Origin of the sequence: Hymenobacter aranciens (genome assembly GCF_030580865.1) — a bacterium.
GTDB classification, from domain to species: domain Bacteria; phylum Bacteroidota; class Bacteroidia; order Cytophagales; family Hymenobacteraceae; genus Hymenobacter; species Hymenobacter aranciens.
The window spans coordinates 103,077-125,436 of the sequence record NZ_JAUQSY010000013.1 but is presented as its reverse complement, the minus strand read 5'-3'; the positions used below and the strand labels follow the sequence as shown (position 1 = coordinate 125,436).

18 protein-coding genes and 1 pseudogene are annotated in these 22,360 nt (G+C 62.4%); 8 read left to right on the top strand and 11 right to left on the bottom strand.

Annotated elements, in window-relative coordinates; genetic code table 11:
- Positions 1 to 6: 6 nt before the first annotated feature.
- From Q5H93_RS18510 to Q5H93_RS18480, 7 genes are all read right to left on the bottom strand, one after another.
- Positions 7 to 729 (bottom strand): pirin family protein, encoded by a 723-nt coding sequence (locus Q5H93_RS18510; RefSeq protein ID WP_305008130.1) that lies wholly within the window; start codon positions 727 to 729, stop codon positions 7 to 9.
- Between the two features lie 190 nt (positions 730 to 919).
- Entirely contained in the window at positions 920 to 1,744 is an 825-nt protein-coding gene (locus Q5H93_RS18505) for a helix-turn-helix domain-containing protein (protein WP_305008129.1), read from the bottom strand.
- Positions 1,745 to 1,861: 117 nt separating this feature from the next.
- Positions 1,862 to 2,635 (bottom strand): hypothetical protein, encoded by a 774-nt coding sequence (locus tag Q5H93_RS18500; protein WP_305008128.1) that lies wholly within the window; start codon positions 2,633 to 2,635, stop codon positions 1,862 to 1,864.
- An 88-nt stretch (positions 2,636 to 2,723) separates the two neighbouring features.
- Positions 2,724 to 3,590, bottom strand: a complete 867-nt coding sequence (locus Q5H93_RS18495) for a hypothetical protein (protein ID WP_305008127.1) — start codon at positions 3,588 to 3,590, stop codon at positions 2,724 to 2,726.
- Positions 3,587 to 4,282, bottom strand: coding sequence for a DUF2306 domain-containing protein (locus Q5H93_RS18490; RefSeq protein ID WP_305008126.1), 696 nt, complete (start codon positions 4,280 to 4,282; stop codon positions 3,587 to 3,589). Before Q5H93_RS18490 ends, Q5H93_RS18495 begins: the two co-directional genes overlap by 4 nt.
- A 90-nt stretch (positions 4,283 to 4,372) precedes the next feature.
- Positions 4,373 to 7,099 (bottom strand): DNA helicase RecQ, encoded by a 2,727-nt coding sequence (gene recQ, locus Q5H93_RS18485; protein ID WP_305008125.1) that lies wholly within the window; start codon positions 7,097 to 7,099, stop codon positions 4,373 to 4,375.
- 142 nt (positions 7,100 to 7,241) lie between these two features.
- Positions 7,242 to 8,414: a THUMP domain-containing class I SAM-dependent RNA methyltransferase gene (locus Q5H93_RS18480; protein WP_305008124.1), complete on the bottom strand. Its 1,173-nt coding sequence runs from the start codon at positions 8,412 to 8,414 to the stop codon at positions 7,242 to 7,244.
- 128 nt (positions 8,415 to 8,542) lie between these two features.
- Between Q5H93_RS18480 and Q5H93_RS18475 the strand changes: the two genes are divergently transcribed.
- From Q5H93_RS18475 to Q5H93_RS18455, 6 genes and pseudogenes are all read left to right on the top strand, one after another.
- The gene (locus tag Q5H93_RS18475; RefSeq protein ID WP_305008123.1) at positions 8,543 to 9,439 is read left to right on the top strand and encodes an aspartyl protease family protein; all 897 of its coding nucleotides are present in this window, start codon (positions 8,543 to 8,545) and stop codon (positions 9,437 to 9,439) included.
- A 259-nt stretch (positions 9,440 to 9,698) separates the two neighbouring features.
- The gene (locus tag Q5H93_RS18470) at positions 9,699 to 10,388 is read left to right on the top strand and encodes a DUF6304 family protein (RefSeq protein ID WP_305008122.1); all 690 of its coding nucleotides are present in this window, start codon (positions 9,699 to 9,701) and stop codon (positions 10,386 to 10,388) included.
- Between the two features lie 64 nt (positions 10,389 to 10,452).
- Positions 10,453 to 11,856, top strand: a complete 1,404-nt coding sequence (locus Q5H93_RS18465) for a sugar MFS transporter (RefSeq protein WP_305008121.1) — start codon at positions 10,453 to 10,455, stop codon at positions 11,854 to 11,856.
- An 18-nt stretch (positions 11,857 to 11,874) separates the two neighbouring features.
- A pseudogene (locus Q5H93_RS24250) lies at positions 11,875 to 12,015 on the top strand (AAA family ATPase); the annotation flags it as partial.
- A gap of 618 nt (positions 12,016 to 12,633) precedes the next feature.
- The gene (locus Q5H93_RS18460; RefSeq protein ID WP_305008120.1) at positions 12,634 to 13,242 is read left to right on the top strand and encodes an AAA family ATPase; all 609 of its coding nucleotides are present in this window, start codon (positions 12,634 to 12,636) and stop codon (positions 13,240 to 13,242) included.
- Positions 13,243 to 13,245: 3 nt separating this feature from the next.
- Entirely contained in the window at positions 13,246 to 13,734 is a 489-nt protein-coding gene (locus Q5H93_RS18455; RefSeq protein WP_305008119.1) for a hypothetical protein, read from the top strand.
- A gap of 110 nt (positions 13,735 to 13,844) precedes the next feature.
- On the opposite strand, the gene Q5H93_RS18450 is transcribed toward Q5H93_RS18455, so the two are convergent.
- Both Q5H93_RS18450 and Q5H93_RS18445 read right to left on the bottom strand, forming a co-directional pair.
- Complete coding sequence (locus tag Q5H93_RS18450) at positions 13,845 to 14,270, bottom strand: HU family DNA-binding protein (RefSeq protein ID WP_305008118.1); 426 nt, start codon at positions 14,268 to 14,270, stop codon at positions 13,845 to 13,847.
- Between the two features lie 77 nt (positions 14,271 to 14,347).
- Entirely contained in the window at positions 14,348 to 14,740 is a 393-nt protein-coding gene (locus tag Q5H93_RS18445) for a DUF983 domain-containing protein (protein ID WP_305008117.1), read from the bottom strand.
- 176 nt (positions 14,741 to 14,916) lie between these two features.
- Here Q5H93_RS18445 and Q5H93_RS18440 point away from each other — a divergent pair, with 176 nt between their 5' ends.
- Together Q5H93_RS18440 and Q5H93_RS18435 are read left to right on the top strand one after the other, a co-directional pair.
- Positions 14,917 to 16,605 (top strand): hypothetical protein, encoded by a 1,689-nt coding sequence (locus Q5H93_RS18440; protein WP_305008116.1) that lies wholly within the window; start codon positions 14,917 to 14,919, stop codon positions 16,603 to 16,605.
- Positions 16,606 to 16,821: 216 nt separating this feature from the next.
- The gene (locus Q5H93_RS18435; RefSeq protein WP_305008115.1) at positions 16,822 to 20,352 is read left to right on the top strand and encodes a DUF7948 domain-containing protein; all 3,531 of its coding nucleotides are present in this window, start codon (positions 16,822 to 16,824) and stop codon (positions 20,350 to 20,352) included.
- Between the two features lie 57 nt (positions 20,353 to 20,409).
- Here the strand turns inward: Q5H93_RS18435 and Q5H93_RS18430 are convergent, their stop codons facing one another.
- Together Q5H93_RS18430 and Q5H93_RS18425 are read right to left on the bottom strand one after the other, a co-directional pair.
- On the bottom strand, positions 20,410 to 20,739 hold the full coding sequence (locus Q5H93_RS18430; RefSeq protein ID WP_305008114.1) for a hypothetical protein: 330 nt from the start codon (positions 20,737 to 20,739) through the stop codon (positions 20,410 to 20,412).
- Positions 20,740 to 20,814: 75 nt separating this feature from the next.
- Positions 20,815 to 22,332 (bottom strand): TolC family protein, encoded by a 1,518-nt coding sequence (locus tag Q5H93_RS18425; RefSeq protein WP_305008113.1) that lies wholly within the window; start codon positions 22,330 to 22,332, stop codon positions 20,815 to 20,817.
- Between the last annotated feature and the right edge of the window lie 28 nt (positions 22,333 to 22,360).

Here is a 22,360-nt window from a genome sequence, read left to right as displayed (position 1 = left end):
AGTTACTTAATAATTTGCCTCCGAAGCCGGTAAATCAATCAGAATAAACTGCGCGTCCTTCGAGGCGCGGATTTGCACTACGTCGTCGCCCGTCATGCGCGCCTGGTCGTTGGGGTTGAGGGCCGTTCCGTTCACTACGAGGTTGCCTTCCTTCACGTAGATGAAAGTCAGGCGAATGGGAAAGGTTTTGAATTCGATATCCTTGCCTTCGTCCAAGTTGGCCCAGTAAATGGTGCTGTTGGAATTCATGTACACCACGTCTTCCAGCACTTTCTGGCCTGTCACTAGAGGCACCAGCTTGTTTTTGTCGCCACCGAGGAAGCCCAGGTCTTTCTGCTCGTAGCTGGGTGCCAGGCCGCGCTGGCTGGGAATGAACCACAACTGGTAAAGGTGCAGAGGCTTGTCCTGCCGATTCATCTCGGAATGCGCCAGGCCGGTGCCGGCCGTCATGCGCTGCACCTCGCCGGCCTTGATGGTGGTTTTGTTACCCATCGTATCCTGGTGCGTAATTTCGCCGTCAAGCACCAGCGTCACGATTTCCATCTCAGAATGAGGATGCTGCGGAAAGCCCGACTGCGCCGCAATGTTGTCATCGTTGAACACTCGGAGCGGGCCGAAGTGCATGTTGCCGCGGTCGAAATAATCGGCGAACGAAAACAGGAAGTAGCTATTCAGCCACGCGGCGGGGGCAGCATGGTGACGGTCGGCAGCGGGAATATAGGTGAGCATGGGATGGCGGGGGATAGAGTCAGGCCGCATACGCGGCGCTGCGGCCCGAAGTTAAGTAAGCTGCGGTAAATACGTACTAATTCGCCTCGACTAAGGCCTTTTTGACGTTGGAATTTCGCACCACAGAACAACAAAGCCCTCCCGTGGGTACGGAAGGGCTTCATCGGCAATGCCCGAAAGGAACATTGCCTTACGCTTTACGCAGCATGGCCACCTGCTGCTGCAAGTCGAGTACGAGGCTGGCTACGCGCTCCAGTGACAAATCGGCAATGGGAAACGTACTACTGATGTAGCTCTTGGCTTCCCAGATTTCCAACACGTCGTTGGCGTTGATGTCGTAGGGCGAATACTGTTGGTTGTCGGAGTGTAGGGCAAACATGGCGTTCTGGCGCAGTTTGTTATACACACGCTTGAACACGATGCCGTCGCGGTTGCTCACCACGATGCAGGGGGTGCCATCCTTCAGCGTCTGCCACTCATCCACATAGCGGCCCACGATGACAGTGCCGCTGGCAATGGGCAGCATCGAGTCGCCGGAGATTTCGAAGGCACGGTAGGTGCCCGTGGGGGGCAGCATCGGCAGCCGGAATTTGGGCAGCACCTCCAGGTACTCGGGGTCGGCGTAGCCGTTGAGGTAGCCGGCGGCGGCCTTCTGGGGCACCCACTCGATGTTCTCGTTCTGGTCTTTATCGACCGTCAGGGCCAGGATGCGGAGCTTGCCGCCGGCCGGGCTGGGCTCGGTGGGCTCGTCGTCGCCACCTTCGGCCACGGGAACCAGCTGGCGCATGCTGGCGGCGGCCTTCGCATTTTTGCGCTTGCTGAAGTCAGTGGTCACCAGTTGGTCGAGCGAAATGCCGAACAGACGGGCCATATTGACGAGGGTGCTGAGCCGGGGCTCAGCGCGGCCTTCTTCGTACGCACCTACGAGAGAGCGTTTGATGCCGAGCTTGTCGGCCATCTGGGCTTGCGTGAGGGCCAGCTCGCGGCGCCAGAATTTGAGGTTCGTGTTAATCATTAGCGGGGCGGGAGTCGAAAGGTGGGCGTAGGTATCAACGCAGTTTCGGCTCGTGAAGTTAGCAACAGCGACGCAAAGTTACTAATTCATTTAGCTAATAATTTTGTGCGGGCCGTTTTAGCGCCGGGCTACGGGCTTTTCGGCCCACCATTCTTCGTTGCTCCAGTAGCCGTCCCAGCCCACGCGGGTGTATTTGGGATTGATTTCGACGCTGCGTCCACCGAATTCAAAATCCTGCAACACTTGATAGGTCACGGCCATGCCGTTCTTTACCAGCACGTCGATGGCCGCGCCGGTGCGGGCGTCGGTCCAGGTGCCATTGAGCAGAAAACCGCCGTGGCGGGTGGCAGCATTGGTGGTGCGGGTAACCAGCTGCAGGCGGCCGTTAGCGTCGCGGGCCAGGTCCACGGCCAGCTTGCCGCGGAAAGTGCCGTAGGCTTCGTCGGTAGGTTTGGCTTTTTCGCGTAGCACAAACTCGCCGGTGGCAGTGTAGAGTTGGCCCTGGTCGGTGGTCAGGTCAACGGCATCGGCGGCGCTGGCCTTGCGGATAGCACTGAGCGTGAAGGTGCCGCTGAAAGAGCGCACGATGCTGTAGCGCCGGTCTTTGCCCTGCACGTGGTAGAGGGCGGGGTTTTTCTCGTCGCGCTGCACGCTGGTGAACACCAGCTCCAGGCGCCGGTAGCCGTAGCCGAAAAAGCCGTTGTGTACTTTATCGTCGTTGCTGCCGCTGCCCATGCGCCAGAGCGGCGCCAGGTTGAACCTGGCCAGCGCGGCCGTGCCTTCCGTAGGCGCAGTGGCCGGTGGGGTGCTGGTTTTGACGGGCGGGGTGCTATTGGGGCGGGCGGCCACGAACAACACCGGCAGGGTGAGCAACAATAGTTTGTACTGCATACGACCAAAGATAAGTAATTGAAAGCATAGGCCACTAAGCGAGGAGCAACCTATTTCGTACTCTAACGGCTGCGTTAGAATTTTGGTATTACAGATTTAAAGAAGCCTTGGGCGAGTCGGCCCACCACTCCTCGTTTTCCCAGAACTCGGGCCAGCCCAGCTTGACGTATTTGGGATTGATGACCATTTCCCGCTCGCCGATGTTGAATTCGGGCAATACCTGCTCGGCCACGTAGGAAAAGTTCTCAACCCATTGCACCGGGTAGGTTTGCTGGGTCTTGTTATTAGTCCAAGTTCCATCGTACCACACGCCGCCACCATGGGAGCCGCTGTTAACTTTACGCCAGTCCGTTTCTAGCCGACCATAGTCACCTCGTTTCCAGTCAATGGCCAGCTTACCCCGGAACACGCCTGCGCCACGATGAGTCGAATCTTCACGTAGTTCGAAGGAGCCTATCGTCGTGTACAGCGCCGACTCGTTCCTGAGCTCAATGCCTTGTTCGCGCTGGGCGGCTATTTCCTTGGCCGTGTATAATGGTTGTTCAACAGTCTGGCCAACGGTGAATTCTCCCACAAATGGGGTAATAATTTTCTTATAGCGACTCAGGCCCTGCAGATGATAAAGGGCCGGATTGGCAGTGTCGCGCCACACCCGCGTCATGGCCATTTCGATGCGGTAGTGCGTGGGCCCAAAAAAACCATTCTGAGCATGGTTATCATAGTCTGCCTCATCTGAATGGACCGTCTGGAGCAGCGACGAAAAATCAGGATTTTGCAGGGATTTAACTTCCTCGGCCTGCCCGGACGGCTCTGGTCTGTCCGCAGTCTGTCTGGCCGCCTCCGGCCGAGCGGTTTTCACCAGCGGAGCATCGGCTACCGTCTTGGTCGGTGGTGAGTGATGCTGACAGCTGGCCGCCAGGCCTGCCAAAATGAGGATTCCCAATAAGGTCTTCATACCGCCAATTTAGGAGTTAATTTCTGGATTAGCTGCCGCAGGAAATACCGCCCCAGCCCCAACTCCAGCAGCACCTCCATTACAATCAGATTGCCGACCCACGACAGCCACGTTACGGTCAGGTAGGTCTCAATCGGCTTGGTTTCGAAGAGGTAATACATCAAATAGCTCTCGCCGCGCAATGCCAGCGCGGCCAGCGTCACGGCGTAGGAGCGCAGCATCCAGTCGACATGCAGGGGCCACTGCCGCTGCCGGGCGGCGCGGTAGGCGCGCCAGGTAGTCAGCCACCACACCAGGCATTGCAGGGTGAAGCCGACCTGCGCTACCAGCCCGCCATTGGCAAAGTAAGCCAGAATGAGGCCCGATGGCGCGGCTAAACCCAGAATACCAATAATGTACATCTTGCCCAGACGGCGATGCAGCAACGCCCCCCGGGCCGCGATGAAAGGCAGAAACTGCAGCAAACCCACCACCAGCACCACCAGGCTGGTGGTGATGTGGACGTAAAAACCCAGCCGGAAAATCGGGCTGTCGTTGGTTTCCTCGCTCTTGGTAGTGAGGAAGTAAATGCCTTTCTCGAAGCTCAGGTAGGGGTAGGTTTTCGTGGCCATGAGCGCCGCGAAGGCGGCCACGACGAGGGCGAAAATCAGGAGCGGCAGGCGGGCCAGCAGCGGGCGAGCTTGGGAAGGCATAAAAAGCAGCAGCGCCCCGGCGAAAAGTCCGGCCGGGGCGCTGCGAATGTAACGCGGAAAGCTGCTGGTTTCGTGTGGCGGGCGCGGGGCTTAGCCCTGCCGGCGCTTGTGGTACTGCAGCGCCAGCCGCAGCTGGAAATAGTCGTATTTCTCGCGCAGGTGGTCGAACAAATCGCGCAGCAAGGGGCTGGAACCCAGCTGCGCATGGGCCGTCAGAATTTCGGCCAGCTGCGTGTCAGACAGAAAATCGTGCAGGCGCAGGTCGTAGCCCTGGGCGTAGAGGCGCTCCAGGTGCTGGCGGATAGTGCTGACGGCCATGCCGCGCTGCTCGGCAATCTGCTCGGGCGTAAGGCCCTGACGGTGCAGCTGGAAGGTGGTGTTTTCGGACTCGTTGCTGGGCCGGTCGGCCGCCTTAGCGGCGGCGGAGCGGGGAGCGGGGCTGAAGTCGTCGGAAAACGGCGGGGGCAGGTCGGCCTCGGCCGGGACGGCGCGGGGCGGGGCGTGCTCCAGGATGAGCTTGATAAAGGCTTCGCCGTAGGTTTCAAATTTCTTCATGCCCACGCCCGATACGGCCAGCATGGCCATGCGGCTGGTGGGCTGCTCGAGGGCCATAGCCTGCAGCGTGGCATCGGTGAAAACGACGTAGGGCGGCACGCCCTGCTCATCGGCAATCTGCTTGCGAAGCTTGCGCAGGTGCTCGAAAAGGCGAGCTTCGGGGGTGCCGGCCACGGTGCTGGCGGCTTCGGCGGCAGCGGCTTTTTTGGCGCGGGAGCCTTTTTCAGCCTTCTCGGTGGGCTGGAATTTCTTGAGCGACACCGGCAGTTGGCCTTTCAGCACCTGCTGGCCGCGCTCGGTGATTTTCAGGGCGTAGCCTTCTTCGTAAGCAATGTAGAAGAGGCCGTCGTTGAGCATCTGGTGCAGGTAGCTGTACCAGTCCAGGTAAGGCAGGTCGGAGCCAGCGCCGTAGGTTTTAATCTGGTCGTAGCCGCCGCTGAGCACGGCTTGGTTGCGCATGCCGCGTAGGATATCAATCAGCAGATTGATAGCTGGTTTCTCGCGGCTGCGGAAGGCGGCCGAGAGGGCTTTCTGGGCGATGAGCGTGCCGTCGAAAGTGGTGGGCGGGTTGCGGCAGATGTCGCAGTTGCCGCAGTCACGGCCCAGGTCTTCGGAGAAGTAGTGCAGCAGGATACGGCGGCGGCAGCTGGCGGCCTCGGCAAACTGTTGCATGCGCTCGAGCTTGGCGGTGTTGAGCTGGGCCTGACGGGCGGGCACGTCTTTGGTGACCATCTCGCGCATCTGCATCACGTCGGCGAAGCTGTAGAACAGCAGGGCGGTAGCGGGCGTACCGTCGCGCCCGGCGCGACCGATTTCCTGGTAGTAGCCTTCGATGTTCTTGGGCAGGTTGTAGTGGATTACCCAGCGCACGTTGCTCTTGTCGATGCCCATGCCGAAGGCAATGGTGGCCACAATCACCTGCAAATCATCCTGCAAAAATTTCTCCTGCACGCTGGCGCGCTGGTTGGGCGTCATACCAGCGTGATAATAGCTGGCTTTCAAACCCTTTTGCTGGAGCTTGCCCGCCAGCGTTTCGCACTGCTTGCGCGAGAGGCAGTAGATGATACCCGCTTCGTTGGGGTGGCGGGCCATAAAATCGATAACGCCATCGACGCGGTTCTGGCCAGGGCGCACGATGAGGTTGATATTGGGCCGGTCGAAGCTCGACAGAAAGACCTTGGGCTGCTGCAGGCTGAGCTGCGTAATAATGTCGCGCTTGGTGAGGCGGTCGGCCGTGGCCGTGAGGGCGATGATGGGCGTACTGGGGAAGTGCGTCCGCAGGGCCCCGAGCTGCGTGTATTCGGGCCGGAAATCGTGGCCCCAGCTTGAAATACAGTGTGCCTCGTCGATGGCGAAAAGGCTGATGTTAATGCGGTTCAGAAACACCAAGAAGCCGTCGCTGAGCAGCTTTTCGGGGCTCACGTAGAGTAGCTTGAGGTGGCCGCTGAGGGCAGCGCGGGCTACGTCGTTGGCTTCATTCTGGCCCACGCTGCTGTTGATGTAGGCGGCGGGAATACCGTTGGCTTTCAGGGCTTCCACCTGGTCCTTCATCAGGGCAATGAGAGGCGACACGACGACGCAGGTGCCGGCCGACACGACGGCCGGAATCTGGAAGCAGATGGATTTGCCGCCGCCAGTGGGCATGAGCACCACCGTGTCTTTGCCGCCGAGGATGTTCTCGATAATATCGGCCTGCATGGGCCGGAAATTGTCGTAGCCGTAGTAGCGTTTGAGGGCCTGGCGGGCGGCGGTGAGGGCGGGGGTAGCGAGTTCGGGCATGGCGTCAACCTCACCCCCCGGCCCCCTCTCCTGCGGAGAGGGGGAGCCTGACGATTCTGACGACTCGTGCTGGCGGGGAGTGCTTTGTAAATGTTCTTCGATAGTGGCTAGTACCTGCGGCAGGTGGTGCAGGACCTGGGAGTTAGTAAAACGCAGTTCGCGGTATCCTAATTCCGTTAGCATAAAGGTACGACCCTGGTCGTACTCGGCCTGCTCGGGGGTGAGGTGAACTTCGCCGTCGAGCTCGATGGTGAGCTTGGCGGCCACGCAGATAAAATCAACGATAAAAAAGCCGATGGCGTGCTGGCGACGAAACTTTGCGCCCAACTTATTGCCTCGCAAGTGCTGCCAGAGTCGGTTTTCGGCGGGCGTGGGGGCTTTGCGGTTTTCGCGGGCGTAAGCTTTCAGCCGCTCGTCCCAAGTACGGGGGTCGGTGGTGTAGATGTGCTCCTGCGGGCCGCTGAGTTTGGGCGGAGTCTTCATGTGGGCAAGGTATCACCGCCGGGTGTCAACCTCACCCCCTGACCCCCTCTCCAAAAAAGAGGGGGCACCGGTTTTGCTCCTGACAAGTTTGTCTTTGGAATCGTCCTCACGAACCGGTGCCCCCTCTTTTTTGGAGAGGGGGTCAGGGGGTGAGGTCCGCGGGGCCGGGTTTCCGCTTCGACCCTTGATACAGCTCATACTTCAGCAACCTACAGTCAATCGGCCCATTAAACAGCGGAATCCGCCGCGCCGTCTTCAGCCCGATGCTTTTGGCTGCCTCCAGGTTGCCGGTAAATACAAACGCATCGTAGCCCTGGAAATTCGTTTTCAGCGTGTCACCGATGGTCTTGTAGAGCCCGGCCATCTGGGCTTCCTCCCCTATCCGCTCGCCGTAGGGCGGGTTGGTGATGATGACGCCGGGGGGCTGGTTGGCAGGTGGCACGGCGTCTTTCACGTCGCGCACCGAGAGGCGGATGCACTCGTCGAGGCCGGCGGCTTCGATGTTCAGGGCGGCCTGCTCTATGACTTTGGGGTCGAGGTCCGAGCCTGCCAAATACGCCTGGGGCTCTTCGATGCGCAGGCTTTGGGCCTCTTCGCGCAGGGTCTGCCAGAGGTCGGCGTCGAAGTCGTACCAGTTTTCGAAGCCGAACTTACCTTGGTGGAACAAACCGGGTGCGATGCGCTGGGCCATCATGCCGGCCTCGGTGAGGATAGTGGCGGAGCCGCACAGGGGGTCGAGGAGGGGCTTTTTGCCGTCCCAGCCGGAGAGGAGCACGAGGCCGGCGGCCAGCACTTCGTTCAGGGGGGCGTCGTTGGTGGCCTGGCGGTAGCCGCGGCGGTGCAGCGAGTCGCCGGCCGCGTCCATGCTCAGGATGACTTCGTTTTCGAGCATCCGCAGGTGCAGGCGCACGTCGGGGTTGCGCACGTCCACGCTGGGCCGCTCGCCGGTGCGGGCGCGGAACTGGTCGACGATGGCATCCTTGGTGAGTTGGGCCACGAAGAGGCTGTGCTCGAAGGTGGACTTATGCACCACGGCGGTGATGGCGAAGGTCTGGCCGGGGCCGAGGTAGTCCTGCCAGTCGATGCGGCCGACTTCGCGGTAGAGGGCTTTTTCGTCGGGCGCGTAGAAGGCGGCGAAGGGACGCAACAGGCGCATGGCCAGCCGGCTCCAGAGCACGGTGCGGTACATCAGCTGCTGGTCGCCGATGAACTCGACGGCGCGGCTGCCCACGTGGGTGATGTCGGCCCCGAGGTCGTAGAGCTCGTCGGCGAGCAGTTCTTCCAGGCCGAACTGGGTGGTGGCGGTAAGATGCATAGGATGGCAAAGGTCGGTACGGATATGCGCCCCACAACTACGATTAATTTCGTACTATTGGGTAATCATTGGCCTGCGCAGCCTGGCTTCGCGAATTGCCGGGACGTTCCCACCATTTATCACAACTCATGAAGAAACTGGCTCTCTTGCTTATGGCCTTGTTGCCGCTGACACTGCAGGCGCAGACGAAACCCGCAGCTACGATTCCATTCGTACTGGAAAGCAACGTCATTTACTTCTACTGCAAGGTAAATACCACCGACAGCCTGAAGTTTTTGTTCGATACCGGGGCCGATGGCTCGGTACTCAACGAAACGGCCACCGCCCGGATTCAACTAAAGCGCACCGGCACTTCTTTGAACGTGGGCTCGAACGGCAGCAACACCGTGAGCCAGAGCGACGGCAACTCGGTCAGCTTTGGCGGTATCTTGAAGGATAACGTGTCGCTGACCATCATTCCCTATGGCACCGACAGCTTCGACGGCGTGTTCGGCACCAACCTGATGCATGGCTACGTTATCGAGGTCGATTACCACAAAAAAGAACTGCGATTCTACGCCGATGGCAGCTACCACAACGACCTGAGCAGCTACGCCCGCTGCAAGCTGCATTTCGTAGCGGGCTACCCGACCATCCAGAGTTCCATAGTGGCCAACGGCCGGCGCTACTCGGGCCGGTTTGGGCTGGATACGGGGGCTGATAATGTGCTGACGGTGGCCGCCCCCTTCGTGCGCAAGCACGGCCTGACGACCAAGCTACCGCGGATAGGCACCGCGACTTCACAGGGCTCCGATGGCTCCAGCTACGTCACGCCCATTGCGCTGGCTCCCGAGATGTACGTAGGCAAAAAGCACTTCTACCGGATTCCCGTCGAACTGTCACAGTCGGCGGAGGGCATCGACGCCAGCACGGACAAGGCCGGTTTCTGGGGCAACGGCTTTTTGAAGCGGTTTAACGCCGTGTGGGATTTCAAGAACCACTACCTCTACCTGAAGCCGAATAACAACCTGTACACGGAGCTTTAACCAGCCAGCTTTGGGTTAGCTACGCGGACCGTAGAGCTCGTCGGCGAGCAGTTCTTCCAGGCCGAACTGGGTGGTGGCGGTAAGGTGCATAGTTGGGCAAAGGTCGGTACCAGAAAGGCGTTTGGCTAATTCTGTGCAGGAACTATTAGTACAACTTCACCTACTGTCACTCACAAACTATATTTACACGAATCTACAACATACAGGAAACTGCGACATACTGAAGCTACACATAGTTGTTCCGGCAACAAACCAAATTATGACAATTAAATACGCAACCTATAATGCCTACTACACGGATTCTACCGGGCGAATAGCTGTAATTATTAAGAATGACTTCCAGCTTTTATCTGTAGAAATTGAAGGCGTAAAATTTGAAGGCTATGGCTTTAATAATTTGTCAATAATTGACAAGCCGAGCTACTCGCAAGAGCAGTTGCAACGATTTACACTACTGCCAATACAGGTCTCGAATCCCGATGATAATACAACTTATATCGACGAGGAGTTAAGCAACTTCTCGCTCGAGTTCGTGATTCCTCAGCTTGTTATTGATGTAGTCACCAGTCATGCATTTAGCGCCGACTTGCTGATGAACTACAGTTTAAATTCAACTGATGAGAGTTTTGTAATCACCCTACCGCTTGCTGGCGTAGTTTATACAGGACGTGGCGGCTGGATTGAAACTGCCTTTGACCAGATTCATAATCAATTCGCGGGCAAGTATCGGTTTAAAAACTGCTACGGCTGCATATACGGTGATTACAGCGTGTACGGGAATGACAGTTTTGGTACCATGCTTTGCTTTGCAAACCAAAAGCAGGAGTACCGTGCAACGAGTGACAAAGCAGGTTATATGGACTTGGCTCCGCCGCGCGGCGCAGTTCAGGAGATTTACTGCTGTTCGGATTATGAAATCAGGCGCAAAGGAGTAGGGTATCGGGACTGATTTTTCTGCGCTCATTCCCCGCCGGCCCCGCAATGGCCGGCTTTTTTGTACCTTCCGCCCTCGTATGGCTACTCCTGTTTCTGCTGCTTCGGCGGCCTCCCCTGCTGCTGCGCCGGCCCGCTCCTACGCCGGCCCCATGCTGCTGATGACGACGCTGTTCTTCCTCTTCGGCGCGGTCACCAATTTCAACGACGTGCTTATGCCCTACCTCAAGGACGTGTGCCAGCTGACGGATTTGCAGTCGTCGGCGGTGCAGTCGGCCTTCTTCGGGGCGTACTTTCTGATGTCATTGCCCGCCGGGCGCATCCTGGAGAAGCTGGGCTACCAGCGTGGCATCGTGGTGGGGCTGCTGGTGATGGCGGGCGGGGCGCTGCTGTTCATCCCGGCGGCCGATACGCGGGCCTTCGGGCTGTTTCTGACGGCGCTGGCGGTGCTGGGGGCGGGCGTGACGCTGCTGCAGGTGGCGGCCAACCCCTACGTGAGCGTGCTGGGCCCGGCCCGGGGTGCGGCGGCGCGGGTGAGCGTGGTGGGCGTGGCTAACAACTTCGGTGGCAGCCTCTCGCCGCTGGTGGGTGGGTTGGTGCTCTTCGGCGGCTCGGTGGCGCTGAAGGCGCGGCTGGCGGCCCTGCCCCTGGCCCAGCGCCTGAGCGAGGAAAGCCAGCTGGTGAAGGCGCCCTACCTGGGGCTGGCCATCTTCCTGGTGCTGCTGGCGGGCGTGTTCTTCTTCCTCGTGAAGCTGCCCGACATCGAGAGCATCCCGGAGGAGCAGACGCTGGAGCACCGCCCGGTGGCGGCCAGCCGCCGCTCGGCCCTCGATTTTCCGCACCTGGTGCTGGGCGTGGGGGCCATTTTCGTGTACGTGGGTGTGGAGGTGGGTTTGGGCTCGTTCCTCATCCGCTACGGCGAGGCGCAGGGGATTACCCAGCTCTCGGCCTTCACCCAGAGCCTGGTGCGGGGGCTGAACGTGGCCACCAACTACGTGGGCGTGCTCTTCGGCCAGACGCCGGCGCCCATCGACACCACGGCGGGCTTCACGAAGGCCGTGGGGGCAGTGCTGGTGGCCTCGTACTGGTTTGGCTCGCTGGTGGGCCGGGTGCTGGGCATCCCACTGCTGCTGCGCTTTCACAACCGGGCGCTGCTGGTGGCGGTGTGCGCGGCGGGCGTAGCGCTGGTGGGCGCCAGCATCGGCAGCCAGGGCGAAACGGCGCTGTGGCTCATCGTGCTCTGCGGGCTGATGAACTCCATCATGTGGCCGGTTATCTTCCCGCTGGCCATCACGGGGCTGGGGCCGTTCACGAAGCAGGGCTCGTCGTACCTGATTATGGCCATCGTGGGCGGGGCGCTGATTCCGCCGCTGATGGGCTGGCTGGCCACGCACGGCGGCGGGCTGCGGGTGGCGTTTGGGGTGCCGGCGCTGTGCTATCTGTACCTGCTGTATTATGCGCTGAGCGGGTACCGGGTGCGGTAGGCGCGTTACCTTCGCGGTATGCTAGAAACCCTGCGCATTCAGAACTTCAAGTCGTGGCAAGACACGGGGGATATTGCCTTTGGCAGCCTCACCGGCTTCTTCGGCACCAACTCGTCGGGCAAATCCAGCCTGCTGCAATTCCTGCTCATGCTCAAGCAGACGGTGGAGTCGTCGGATAGGGAGCAGATTTTAGATTTGGGTGATAATACATCTTATGTAGAATTAGGGACGATACATGATATCCTACACAAGCACAAGATTCCAGAAGAATTATCGTTTTTAATTAATTGGCGACCTATCCGTACTTTTGAAGCGGTAGATTACAATAAGCTTAACGGTAAACCAATTGTAACTTCAAATTACATATCTTTTGCATCAACAATTAAGCAAACTGCTGACAATACGCAGTTGATTAGCTTTACCTACCAAGTTGGACCGGTCGAAGTAGGAATAAGAGCGGTTCCTACTCCAAAAAGCTTTGTACCGCAGTACAAATTGATATTGAAAGGCCTCGGTAAGAAGACCGCTAAAAGGCAACACATCTTTTCCCGTACCACCAAATTTTATGGATTTCCCGGGGACTTCTATCAGGATTTAGGTTCGACTGATTTAGTTTATAGGTTGTTGTTCGAGATTGAAAATCTCTTTTCCACCTTCTTCTATTTAGGGCCTCTTCGGGAGTATCCAAGTCGGTTATACATATGGGGTGGTGGCAAGCCTAATGGGGTAGGTAATCGTGGTGAACGAGCAGTAGCAGCAATGTTGGCTTCACGCCAAATGCACTCAACTATTGACATGGGCCCCGGCCAGCCCAAGCGCACCGTCGAAGAACACGTGGCGCACTGGCTGAAAGAGCTAGGCCTGATTTACTCCTTCAAAGTGCAGCCCATTGCGCCGAACCGCAAGGAGTACGAGGTGCGCATTCAGCGCACGGCCGAGTCGGCGAGCGTGTTTCTGACCGATGTGGGCTTCGGGGTGTCGCAGATACTGCCGGTGCTGGTGCTGCTGTTTTACGTGCCCGAGGGCAGCACCGTGATACTGGAGCAGCCCGAGATACACCTGCACCCGGCGGTGCAGGCGGGGCTGGCCGACGTGTTTATCGACGCCATCAAGCGGCGGCGGCTGCAGATTGTACTCGAAAGCCACAGCGAGCACCTGTTGCAGCGGCTGCAGCGGCGCATGGCCGAAGAGGTCATTGACACCGAGGCCGTGAAGCTCTATTTCACGGCCATCAAGGAAGGGCGCTCGGAGCTGACGGCGCTGGACCTGGACGAGTACGGCAACATCCGGAACTGGCCGGAAGGCTTTTTTGGCGACACGCTGGGCGAGGCGGCGGCCATGATGGAGGCCGAAATGAAGCGCCGGATGCAGGCGCAGCAGCCGTAGCCGATGTACTACCTCATCGATACCAACGTGCCGCTGGCGGCCAACGGCAAGTCGAGCGCCGAACCGGCTTGTATGCGGGCCGCAGCAGCACGGTTGCGGCAACTGCAACTTTCCGAAATTCTGGTGCTGGACGACGGGTTTCTGATTCTAAAGGAATATCAGAACAAGCTTAGCCCGAGTGGGCAGCCGGGAGTGGGCGATGCCTTTTACTTGTGGGCTCTGCGCAACCGCAGCAACTCACGCCATTGCGAGCTGGTGACGCTGGAAATGGCCGAAGATGGCGGCTTTGCGGCGTTTCCTACCAGGCCGGAGTTGGCGGCATTCGATTTGTCAGACCGCAAGTTTGTAGCCGCTGCCCTCACCCACCCGGCCCGGCCGCCGGTAGTGAATGCCACCGACTCGGACTGGCATCATCACCGCGAAGCCTTGGCCCAGCAGGGGGTGCGAATTGAGTTCCTGTGCCCGGCAGAAATGGACCGGCCGCGCCGTTAAACCAAACAGGCCCGCCCCAATAGGGCGGGCCTGCCAATGACAACAAGCGGACATAGTAGCGTCCGCCCCCGGACATAGGTACGTCCGCCTGCGGACGCGCCTATGTCCGCTTAGCCGCGCTTGCGGGTGGCGCGGGCTTTCGACTCTTCCGACGGTCCGACGCGCTTAAAGTCGGCCTGTTGCATGGCCTGGGCGAAGAGCTTGCCGGGGCGGAACACCACTTTCACATTGTTGATGAGGCCCACAACAAACTCTTTTTCGCTAGCGGCTCCATCACTTTGCAGGCTCACGGCAAAGGAGCCGAAGTCGCCGCAGCGCACGATGCGGCCCTCGGCCAGCTCGCGGGGCACGGTCTGAAACAGGGCTTCGAGCACGGCCATCACGTCGACGGTGCTCACGGTGCTCATCTCATTAATGCGGCCGGCGAGGCCGCGCGTGGTAGTGTCGCCGGTGGAGCGGGCCACGGCGTAAAACTTTTTGGGGTCGGTGGGCTTGCCGGGGTTGCCGCGCTCAGCCAGGGAATACTCAATGGGCATCAGTGAAAACAGTTAAAAGTGAGCCCGAAATGTAGGACTTATTTTTAACTCTTTCGCTTTATTCCGTTTCTTTTTTCTTAGCGTTTACGGCGCGCCCAGTCAGCATCATACCTTGCCCCGCCGAACAGGTAAAGCATCAGCGCCCGCGAGTAGCGGAAGACGAGCGGCGTGGCCAGCAGCATCACGCCCGTCACGACGGCGATGTACACCCAGGTATCGGGGTCGCCGGCTAGGAAATAGAGCAGCAAGCCCACGATGACGACCACCGCCACGGCAAAGCCCGAGCTGATGTACATGGCCCCGAAGTAGAAGCCCGGCTCGGGCTCGTAGCTCTGGCCGCAGACGGGGCACTGCTTGAGCATGTCGCTGAAATGCAGGCTGGCAGCCGGGTGCGTGAACAGCGGGGCCTGGTGGCAGCGCGGGCAGCGCAGGGCCAGGAGGGCGAGGGTAGATGATTCGATGGGTTCCATAGGGAGGGCGAAGGTACGGGGCAGGCAACCCGGCGGGGGAGCTACGGCGTCAGGGCAGTAGCGCGAACTTTGTAGTTCGCGTCCCCGCGCCACGCGCCAGTTCAACGACTTTAACGGCGCGGGAACGCGAACTACAAAGCTCGCGCTACTGCCCGCCCTTAAGCTTACTCTGTTCCATGCGTCTTCGTTATCTGTTTTTCCTGTTGCTGCTGGGCAGTGCCACCGCCCGGGCCCAATCTACCACCGCGCCCGACTGGCTGCGCGCCCAGGTGCTCGACTGCCCCGGCAGCGCCACCGCCACCGGCCTGCTCACCGATGCCAGTGGCAACGCCTACCTCACCGGCATCTTCAACCAGACGCTGGCGCTGGGGCCCGGCACCACTTTCGCCGCCACTGGGCTGCAGGACAGCTACCTGGCCAAGTACGCCCCCGGCGGCGGGCTGCTGTGGGGCCTGCACCTGGCCGGGGCCGCCTACACCGTGGCGCACGACGTGGTGAGCGACGCCCAGGGCAACGTGTACGTGGGCGGCTCCTTCACCCAGCGCATGAGCCTGGGCGGCTTGTCGCTCAACAACCCGCAGGGCGACACCTTCCTGTTTCTGGCCAAAATCAACGCCCAGGGGCAGCCGCAGTGGCTGCGGCAGCTGGGCGGCGGCAATGGCGTCATCAGCTCGGGCATGGGGCTCGATGCGGCGGGCAATGCCTACTTCACGGGCACCTTCAGCGGCAGCATGGTGCTGGGCAGCACCACGCTGGTGGTGGCCGGCCCGCCGGGCGCGGTGGCCTCGGATGTGTTTCTGGCCAGGTTTGATGCGCAGGGGCAGCTGGCTTGGGCCCGGCAGGGCGGGCACGAAACGCCCTCGGGCGTCGGCAACTACTACCAATACGCCCCGCACCTCCTGGTGAGCCCGGCCGGCGCCTGCTACCTCACCTGGACCAGCACGCCCGGCGCGGGCGGCTTCGGCAGCCTGCCCCTGCCCGCCACGCCCGGCGAGAACGACGCCGTGGTAGTGAAATACGACGCCCAGGGCACGCCCGCCTGGGTGTTCTCGGAAGGCGGGGCCGGCAACGACCTTGCCAACCGCGCCGTGCTCGACGGCACCGGCCAGCTGCTGGTGACGGGCAGCTACGAGGGCCTGGCCAGCTTCGGCCCCGCTACCCTGAGCTCGACCGACCGGGGCGGCCTGCTGCTGGCCCTCGACGAAGCCACCGGCCGCGTGAACTGGGCCCGGGAGCTGGCCTCCACCGCCACGCTCTACGGCCCCGCCACCAGCGGCCTGACGGTAGACGCGGCCGGCAACAGCTACGTGGCCGCCATCCTCATCGGCGATGCCCTGGTGGACGGCGTGAGCTTCCTGCCGGGCGGCAGCAGCTCGCGCGACGGCCTGGTGCTGAGCTTCACGCCGCAGGGCCGCCTGCGCTGGGGCCAGCAGGCCGACGGCCCCGGCGACGAGCTGCCCGGCCACCTGGCCTGGCTGCCCAACGGCGAGCTGCTGCTGGCCGGCGACCTCAACGGCACCGGCCGCTTCGGTGCCCACACCGTCAGCAGCAACCCCACCTCGGCCCAGAACCCGGTGGCCTACCTCACCAATCCCTTCCTGGCCCGGCTGGGGCAATTGCCCACCACCACCCGCCCGGGGCAGGCGGCCGCGCCGCTGGCGGTGTACCCCAACCCCGTGGCGCGGGGGGCGGCGCTGCAGCTGCCGCCGCTGCCGGCCGGCACGCAGGTGGTGGTGAGCGACGCGCTGGGGCGGCAGGTGTGGCAGGGCCCACGGCTGGCAGTGCCCGGCGCGCCGGGCGTGTACATCGTGCAGGCCCTGGCCCCCGATGGGCGGCAGTGGCGCAGCCGGCTGGTGGTGGAGTAATGGGATGGGTGCGAGGGGCTGGCGCGCGTCTCCGACGCGCGCCAGCCCCTCGCACTCCATCGGCAAAACGCCGCCATTGGCCGCCGCAGGGGGATTTCTTAACCGGCGCGCAACGCGAAATCCATTTGCGCGCCGGACCTTTGTAGTTCGTGCGTGAACCCGGCTTTTAGAGTTCGGGTTTGGGCCGGTGCTCTTATCCCCCATCCATTCTCCTTTATGCGCGCAATGCTTACGCGTTGGCTGTGCCTCGGCAGCAGCTTGTTTACCCTGACTACGGCGCTGGCTGGCCCGCCCGCCACCGCTCCCCTTCCCGCCGACCCGCACCCGCTGCGCTTCGTGCCCAACCGGCAGCAGTGGGAGGCGCCGGTGCTGTTTGCGGCGGACATTCCGGCCGGGCGGCTGTTTCTGGAGAAAAACCGCCTGCTGGTGGCCCGCTACGACGTCCGCGCCGCCGACGAGCGCCACCACCACCGGGGCCGCGGCGCCAAGCTGGCCGTGCCGGCCCACGCCTACGCCGTGAACTTTGTGGGGGCCAACGCCAAGCCTGCCGTGCGCGGCGAGCAGCCCACCGGCGAGCACCTCAACTACTTCCTGGGCAACGACCGCCGCCGCTGGGCCACCGACGTGCCGGCCTTCACCGACGTGCGCTACCAGCAGCTCTACCCCGGCACCGATTTGCGCTTTTACTCACGCGGCCCGGTGATGGAGTACGACTTCGAGCTGGCCGCCGGGGCCGACGCCCGCCGCATTCAGCTGAAGTATGAGGGCCAGCAAAGCCTGCGCGTGGTGGATGGCGCCCTGCAGATTGAAACCAGCGTGGGCCGCGTGACCGAGCAGCAGCCCTTTGCCTACCAGCTCGTGCACGGCCGCCGCGTGGCCGTGCCCTGCCACTACGTGCTGGGCAAAGGCAACGTGGTGAGCTTCGGCCTGCCCAAAGGCTACAACAAGGCCTTGCCCCTCGTCATCGACCCGGTGCTGGTGTACTCCACCTATTCCGGCGCCACGGCCGCGCTGAACTGGGGCTACACCGCCTGCCCCGACACGGCCGGCAACCTCTACGCCGCCAGCGTTAACTTCTCGGCCGGCTACCCCACCACCACGGGCGCCTACGACGCCAGCTTCAACGGCGGCAACACCGACATTGTCATCAGCAAATACAACCCCAACGCTACCACCGGCGCCAGCAGCCTCGTGTACGCCACCTACCTGGGCGGCGGCGGCAGCAACTCGGCCGACGAGTACCCGCACAGCCTCGTGACCAACGACGCGGGCGAGCTGGTTATCCTGGGTAGCACCGATGCCAGCAACTACCCCACCACCACCGGCGCCTACGACCGCGCCCTGGGCGGCACTACCGACCTGGTGGTGTCGCGCCTGAGCGCGGGCGGCAACCAGCTGCTGGCCTCCACCTACGTGGGCGGCACCGGCATCGACGGGCGCATGGACCAGAGCTTGGCCCTCTACGAGAACTTCGGCGACGACCTGCGCGGCGACGTGATTCTGGACCGCGCCGGCAACGTGTACTTCACCTCGGTGAGCCGCTCGACCAACTACCCCAGCACCGGCGGCTTCCAGACGGCCCGCGGCGGCGCTTCCGATGCCGTGGTCACCAAGCTCAACCCGGGCCTCACGGCCCTGGTGTGGAGCAGCTACCTGGGCGGCACCGGCAACGAGTCGGGCTACAGCATCCAGCTCGACAGCCTCAACGGCGTGTTTGTGGCCGGCGGCACCACCAGCACCAACTTCCCCCGCACCACCGGCGGCCTCAATGCCACCAGCCGCGGCGGCGCGGCCGATGGCTTCGTGGCCCACATCAGCCCCGATGGCAGCCAGGTAGTGCAGGCCACCTACCTCGGCACCAATGCCTACGACCAGGCCTTCTTTGTGCAGCTCGACCGCCAGGGCGCGGTGTACGTGCTGGGCCAGACCAAGGGCGCCTACCCCGTGACGGCCGGCATCTACCGCAACGCCAACAGCCGGCAGTTCATCCATAAGCTGAGTTACGGGCTCAATGCGACGGCTTTCTCCACCGTCATCGGCAACGGGGGCGGTAGCCAGGTGCCCAACATCTCGCCCACGGCGTTTCTGGTCGACAACTGCGGCCAGATTCTGCTCTCGGGCTGGGGGGCGGCCAACATCGCCGGCCTGCCCACCACGCCCGACGCCATTCGGGTGCAGGTGCCCAACAGCACTTCCGGCAGCCCCAACGACAACGTCAACAATACTTACGGCTACCTCTACCTGATGCAGCTCTCGCCCGGCGCCCGGCGCCTGGTGTACGGCAGCTACTTCGGCTCCGGCACCACGCACGTGGATGGCGGCACCTCGCGCTTTGATAAGAAAGGTATTATCTACCAGGCCATCTGCGTGCGCTTCCAAAGCAACGGCAACCTGGCCCCGGCCATCACCACCACCCCCAACGCCTTCGCCCGCACCCAGACCGGCACCACCCGCCAGACCACCAGCGCGGCCTTCAAGATGGACATCCTGCGCCTGAACGCCGACTTCACCCCGGCCGCCAACGGCGCGCCCAACGTGCGCACCGGCTGCGCTCCGCTCACGGTGAACTTTAGCCGCCCCAACGCCAATGCCAACGGCACCACCTGGGACTTCGGCAACGGCCAGACCAGCACCCAGGCTAACAACGTGAGCACCGTGTACACCACGCCCGGCACCTACACCGTGCGCCTCACCGCCTACGACTCTACCGCCTGCACGCCCAGCGTGAGCACCACCGCCACCATCGTCGTGCGCGGGCTGGCCAAAATCAGCGTCGGCCCCGACCGCACCCTTTGCCCCGGCAGCAGCGCCACGCTCACGGTAGCTAATGCCCCGGTTTCGGCCAACTACGTCATCAACTGGACGCCCGCTACCGGCCTGAGCAGCACCACCGGCTTCCAGGTGACGGCCACGCCCGCCGCCACCACCACCTACATCGTAACCCTGACCGAGCTGGGCACCAACGGCTGCGAAAGCAAGGATACTGTGACCGTGAACGTGAGCAACCAGCTCAACGTGAGTGTGCCCACCCCTGCCCCCATCTGCGCCGGCAGCAGCACCACCCTCACCGTGCCCGATGCCGGCCCCGGCGCCACCTACCTCTGGAGCCCGGCCACCGGCCTCAGCGCCACCAACACCCGCAGCGTGACGGCCACCCCCACCGCCACCACCACCTACACCGTGACCGTGGCCACGCCCGGCGGCTGCACCGGCACGGCCACTACCACCGTAGCGGTGCAGCAGGCCGTGGCACTGTTCCCCCAGGCCATCATCGACCCCACCACGGTGGGGCTGGTGACCTTCTCCACCGTTCCAGGCACGGCGCCGGGGCTGCAAAGCCTGCGCTGGGACTTCGGCGACGGCCAGACCAGCACCGACGTCGCCCCCACGCACATCTACGCCGCCCCCGGCTCCTACACCGTGCGCCTCACCAGCATCTACGAGCTGGGGTGCACCGCCGACACGACTGCCAGCTTCCTCATCCTGCCCGTTGTGCCCACCAAGATTCCGAACATCATCACCCCCAACCACGACGGCCTCAACGACGACTTCTTCCCACAGCGTGACAGCCGCCGGCCCGATGCCGCCAACCTGGAAATCTACAACCGCTGGGGCCGCAAGGTGTATGAGGAGAAGGGCTACACGCGCGGCTGGGGCACCAGCGACGGAGTAGCCCCCGGCCTTTACTACTACCACCTGTATACCCCCAACGACAGCTGGACCGGCTGGCTCGAAGTGGTGAAGTAGGCTTCCCCCACCTCGAACAATTGCAGAAGGACGGTCCGCACGGGCCGTCCTTTTTTGCTACCGGCCGTTCGGCATCACCACAGTGCTGTGCGGCTGCTGCCCACCCGTGCCCACGTGCCGGGCACGGGTGGGCAGCACGTGGGCACGGGTGGGCAGCACGTGGGTACGGTTGCAAACCACGTGGGCACGGGTGCAAACCACGTGGGTACGGGTGCGAACCTCGTGGGCACGGGTGCGAACCACGTGGGCACGGGTGGGCAGCACGTGGGCACGGGTGCGAACCACGTGGGCACGGGTGGGCAGCACGTGGGCACGGGTGGGCAGCACGTGGGCACGGGTGGGCAGCACGTGATAACGGGTGGGCAGCACATGATAACGGCTGCCCATAAACTGGGCAGCCGTGGTCGGTACGGGATTATCCCTTCTGAAGAAAGGCAGCAGCAGCTACGCTGCCCCGCCGGACTACTCCGGGCGCAGCGTGCGGCTGCCGGCGTAGTAATACAGTTCGGCCCGGGCCTTCTCGTAGCTGGCCCGCATGCTCTCCTGCTTGAGGCGCAGGTCGATGAGCTTGCTCTCGCGGGTATTGATGAGGAAGATGGTGCTCTCGCCCAGCTCAAACTTCTGGAGCTCGGCGCGCAGCAGCAGGCGCTGGTTGGCAATGGTCTGGGCCTGCACCTCCAGCTGGCGCTCGTAAGCCTTCAACGTGTTGTAAATGGCGTTCACCTGGTTGGTGATGGTGCGGCGCTGCTGCTGCTGCTCCAGGGCCGCGTCGAGCACCTTGAGGCGGGCCTGCTGCAGCTTGCCGCGCTCCTTGCGCAGGAAGAGCGGGAAGGCAAAGTCCACCCCCAGCTTGTAGTTGTCGCGCCCAAAGGCGTAGTACGAAGGCACCTCCGAGCGGTAAAAGTCGCCCCGGCTGAGCAGGTAGCCGCTCACGTTGAGCGTGGGCTTCAGCAGCTCGCGCCGGTAGCTCTCCTCAATGCGCAGCTGCCGCACCTTGGCGTCGAGCTTGATGAGCGTGGGGTGCTGGTTGCTGGCCAAATCGCGCAGGCGGGCAAACTCCACCGAGTCGACCACGGGCATGGGCGGGCGCTGGGGCACCGCGTAGGCCGGCAGCTCCACCGGCTGGCTATCCTTGTTCCAGAGGTAGTTGGAGAGCAGCAGGAAGTTGTTCTGCTGCTCTACCACTTGCTGCTGCATCTGCACGATGCGGTCCTGCACGGTTATCTGGGCCTCCACCGAGTCGATGGGCGCCTGGTCGCCAAGCAGCGCCCGCCGGCTGATGCCCTGGAAGCGCGTCTGGGCCAGGGCCACGCCCTCCTCGATGAGCAGCGTTTGCTGGTAGGCAAAGTACCAGTTCCAGTAGGCCTTCTGGGCATCGAGCCACACCTCGTTAATCAGCTTCACGCGGTCGGCCTCGGCGGCGGTCTGCATCCAGCGGGCCTGCCGCAGGTCGTTGCGGCGGGCATCAATCAGCAGCCCCTGCCCCAGCGGCACCGACAGGCCCGCTATGGCCAGCCCCCCCTGCGGCGTGCGGTGCTCGGGGTTCACGTAGGTGCCCACCATCCGGTCGTAACCCACCTTGAGGTCGATGCCGCCCGGCCAGATGGGCACCTTGAGCTCGTTGGCCCAGTTGTTATAGTAGTCCGTCCCGCCGAAGAGCTTGCGGTCAAACCCTGAGCCCAGCTTAGGGTCGAAGCCGCCGCGGGCCTCCAGCACCTGCGCCCGGCCCACGTCGCTGAGCAGCTGGGCCTGCTTCACGATGGGGTGGCTGGTAAAGACCAGCTCGGCCAAATCCAGCAGGGCGAAGACGTGGGCGGTATCAGCCGGCGGGCGGTCCTGGGCCAGCTGCTGCGTCTGCACCGGCGCGGGCTCCAGGCCCGGCTTCTGGGTGGGCAGGCGGGGGTCCTGAGCGCGGGCGCTTCCGATGCTGAGCAGCAGCAATAGCCCGGCCGTCAGCAGACGGCGCGCCCTGGGTTGCACGGCAAAGGCTTGAATACTCCTCATACGT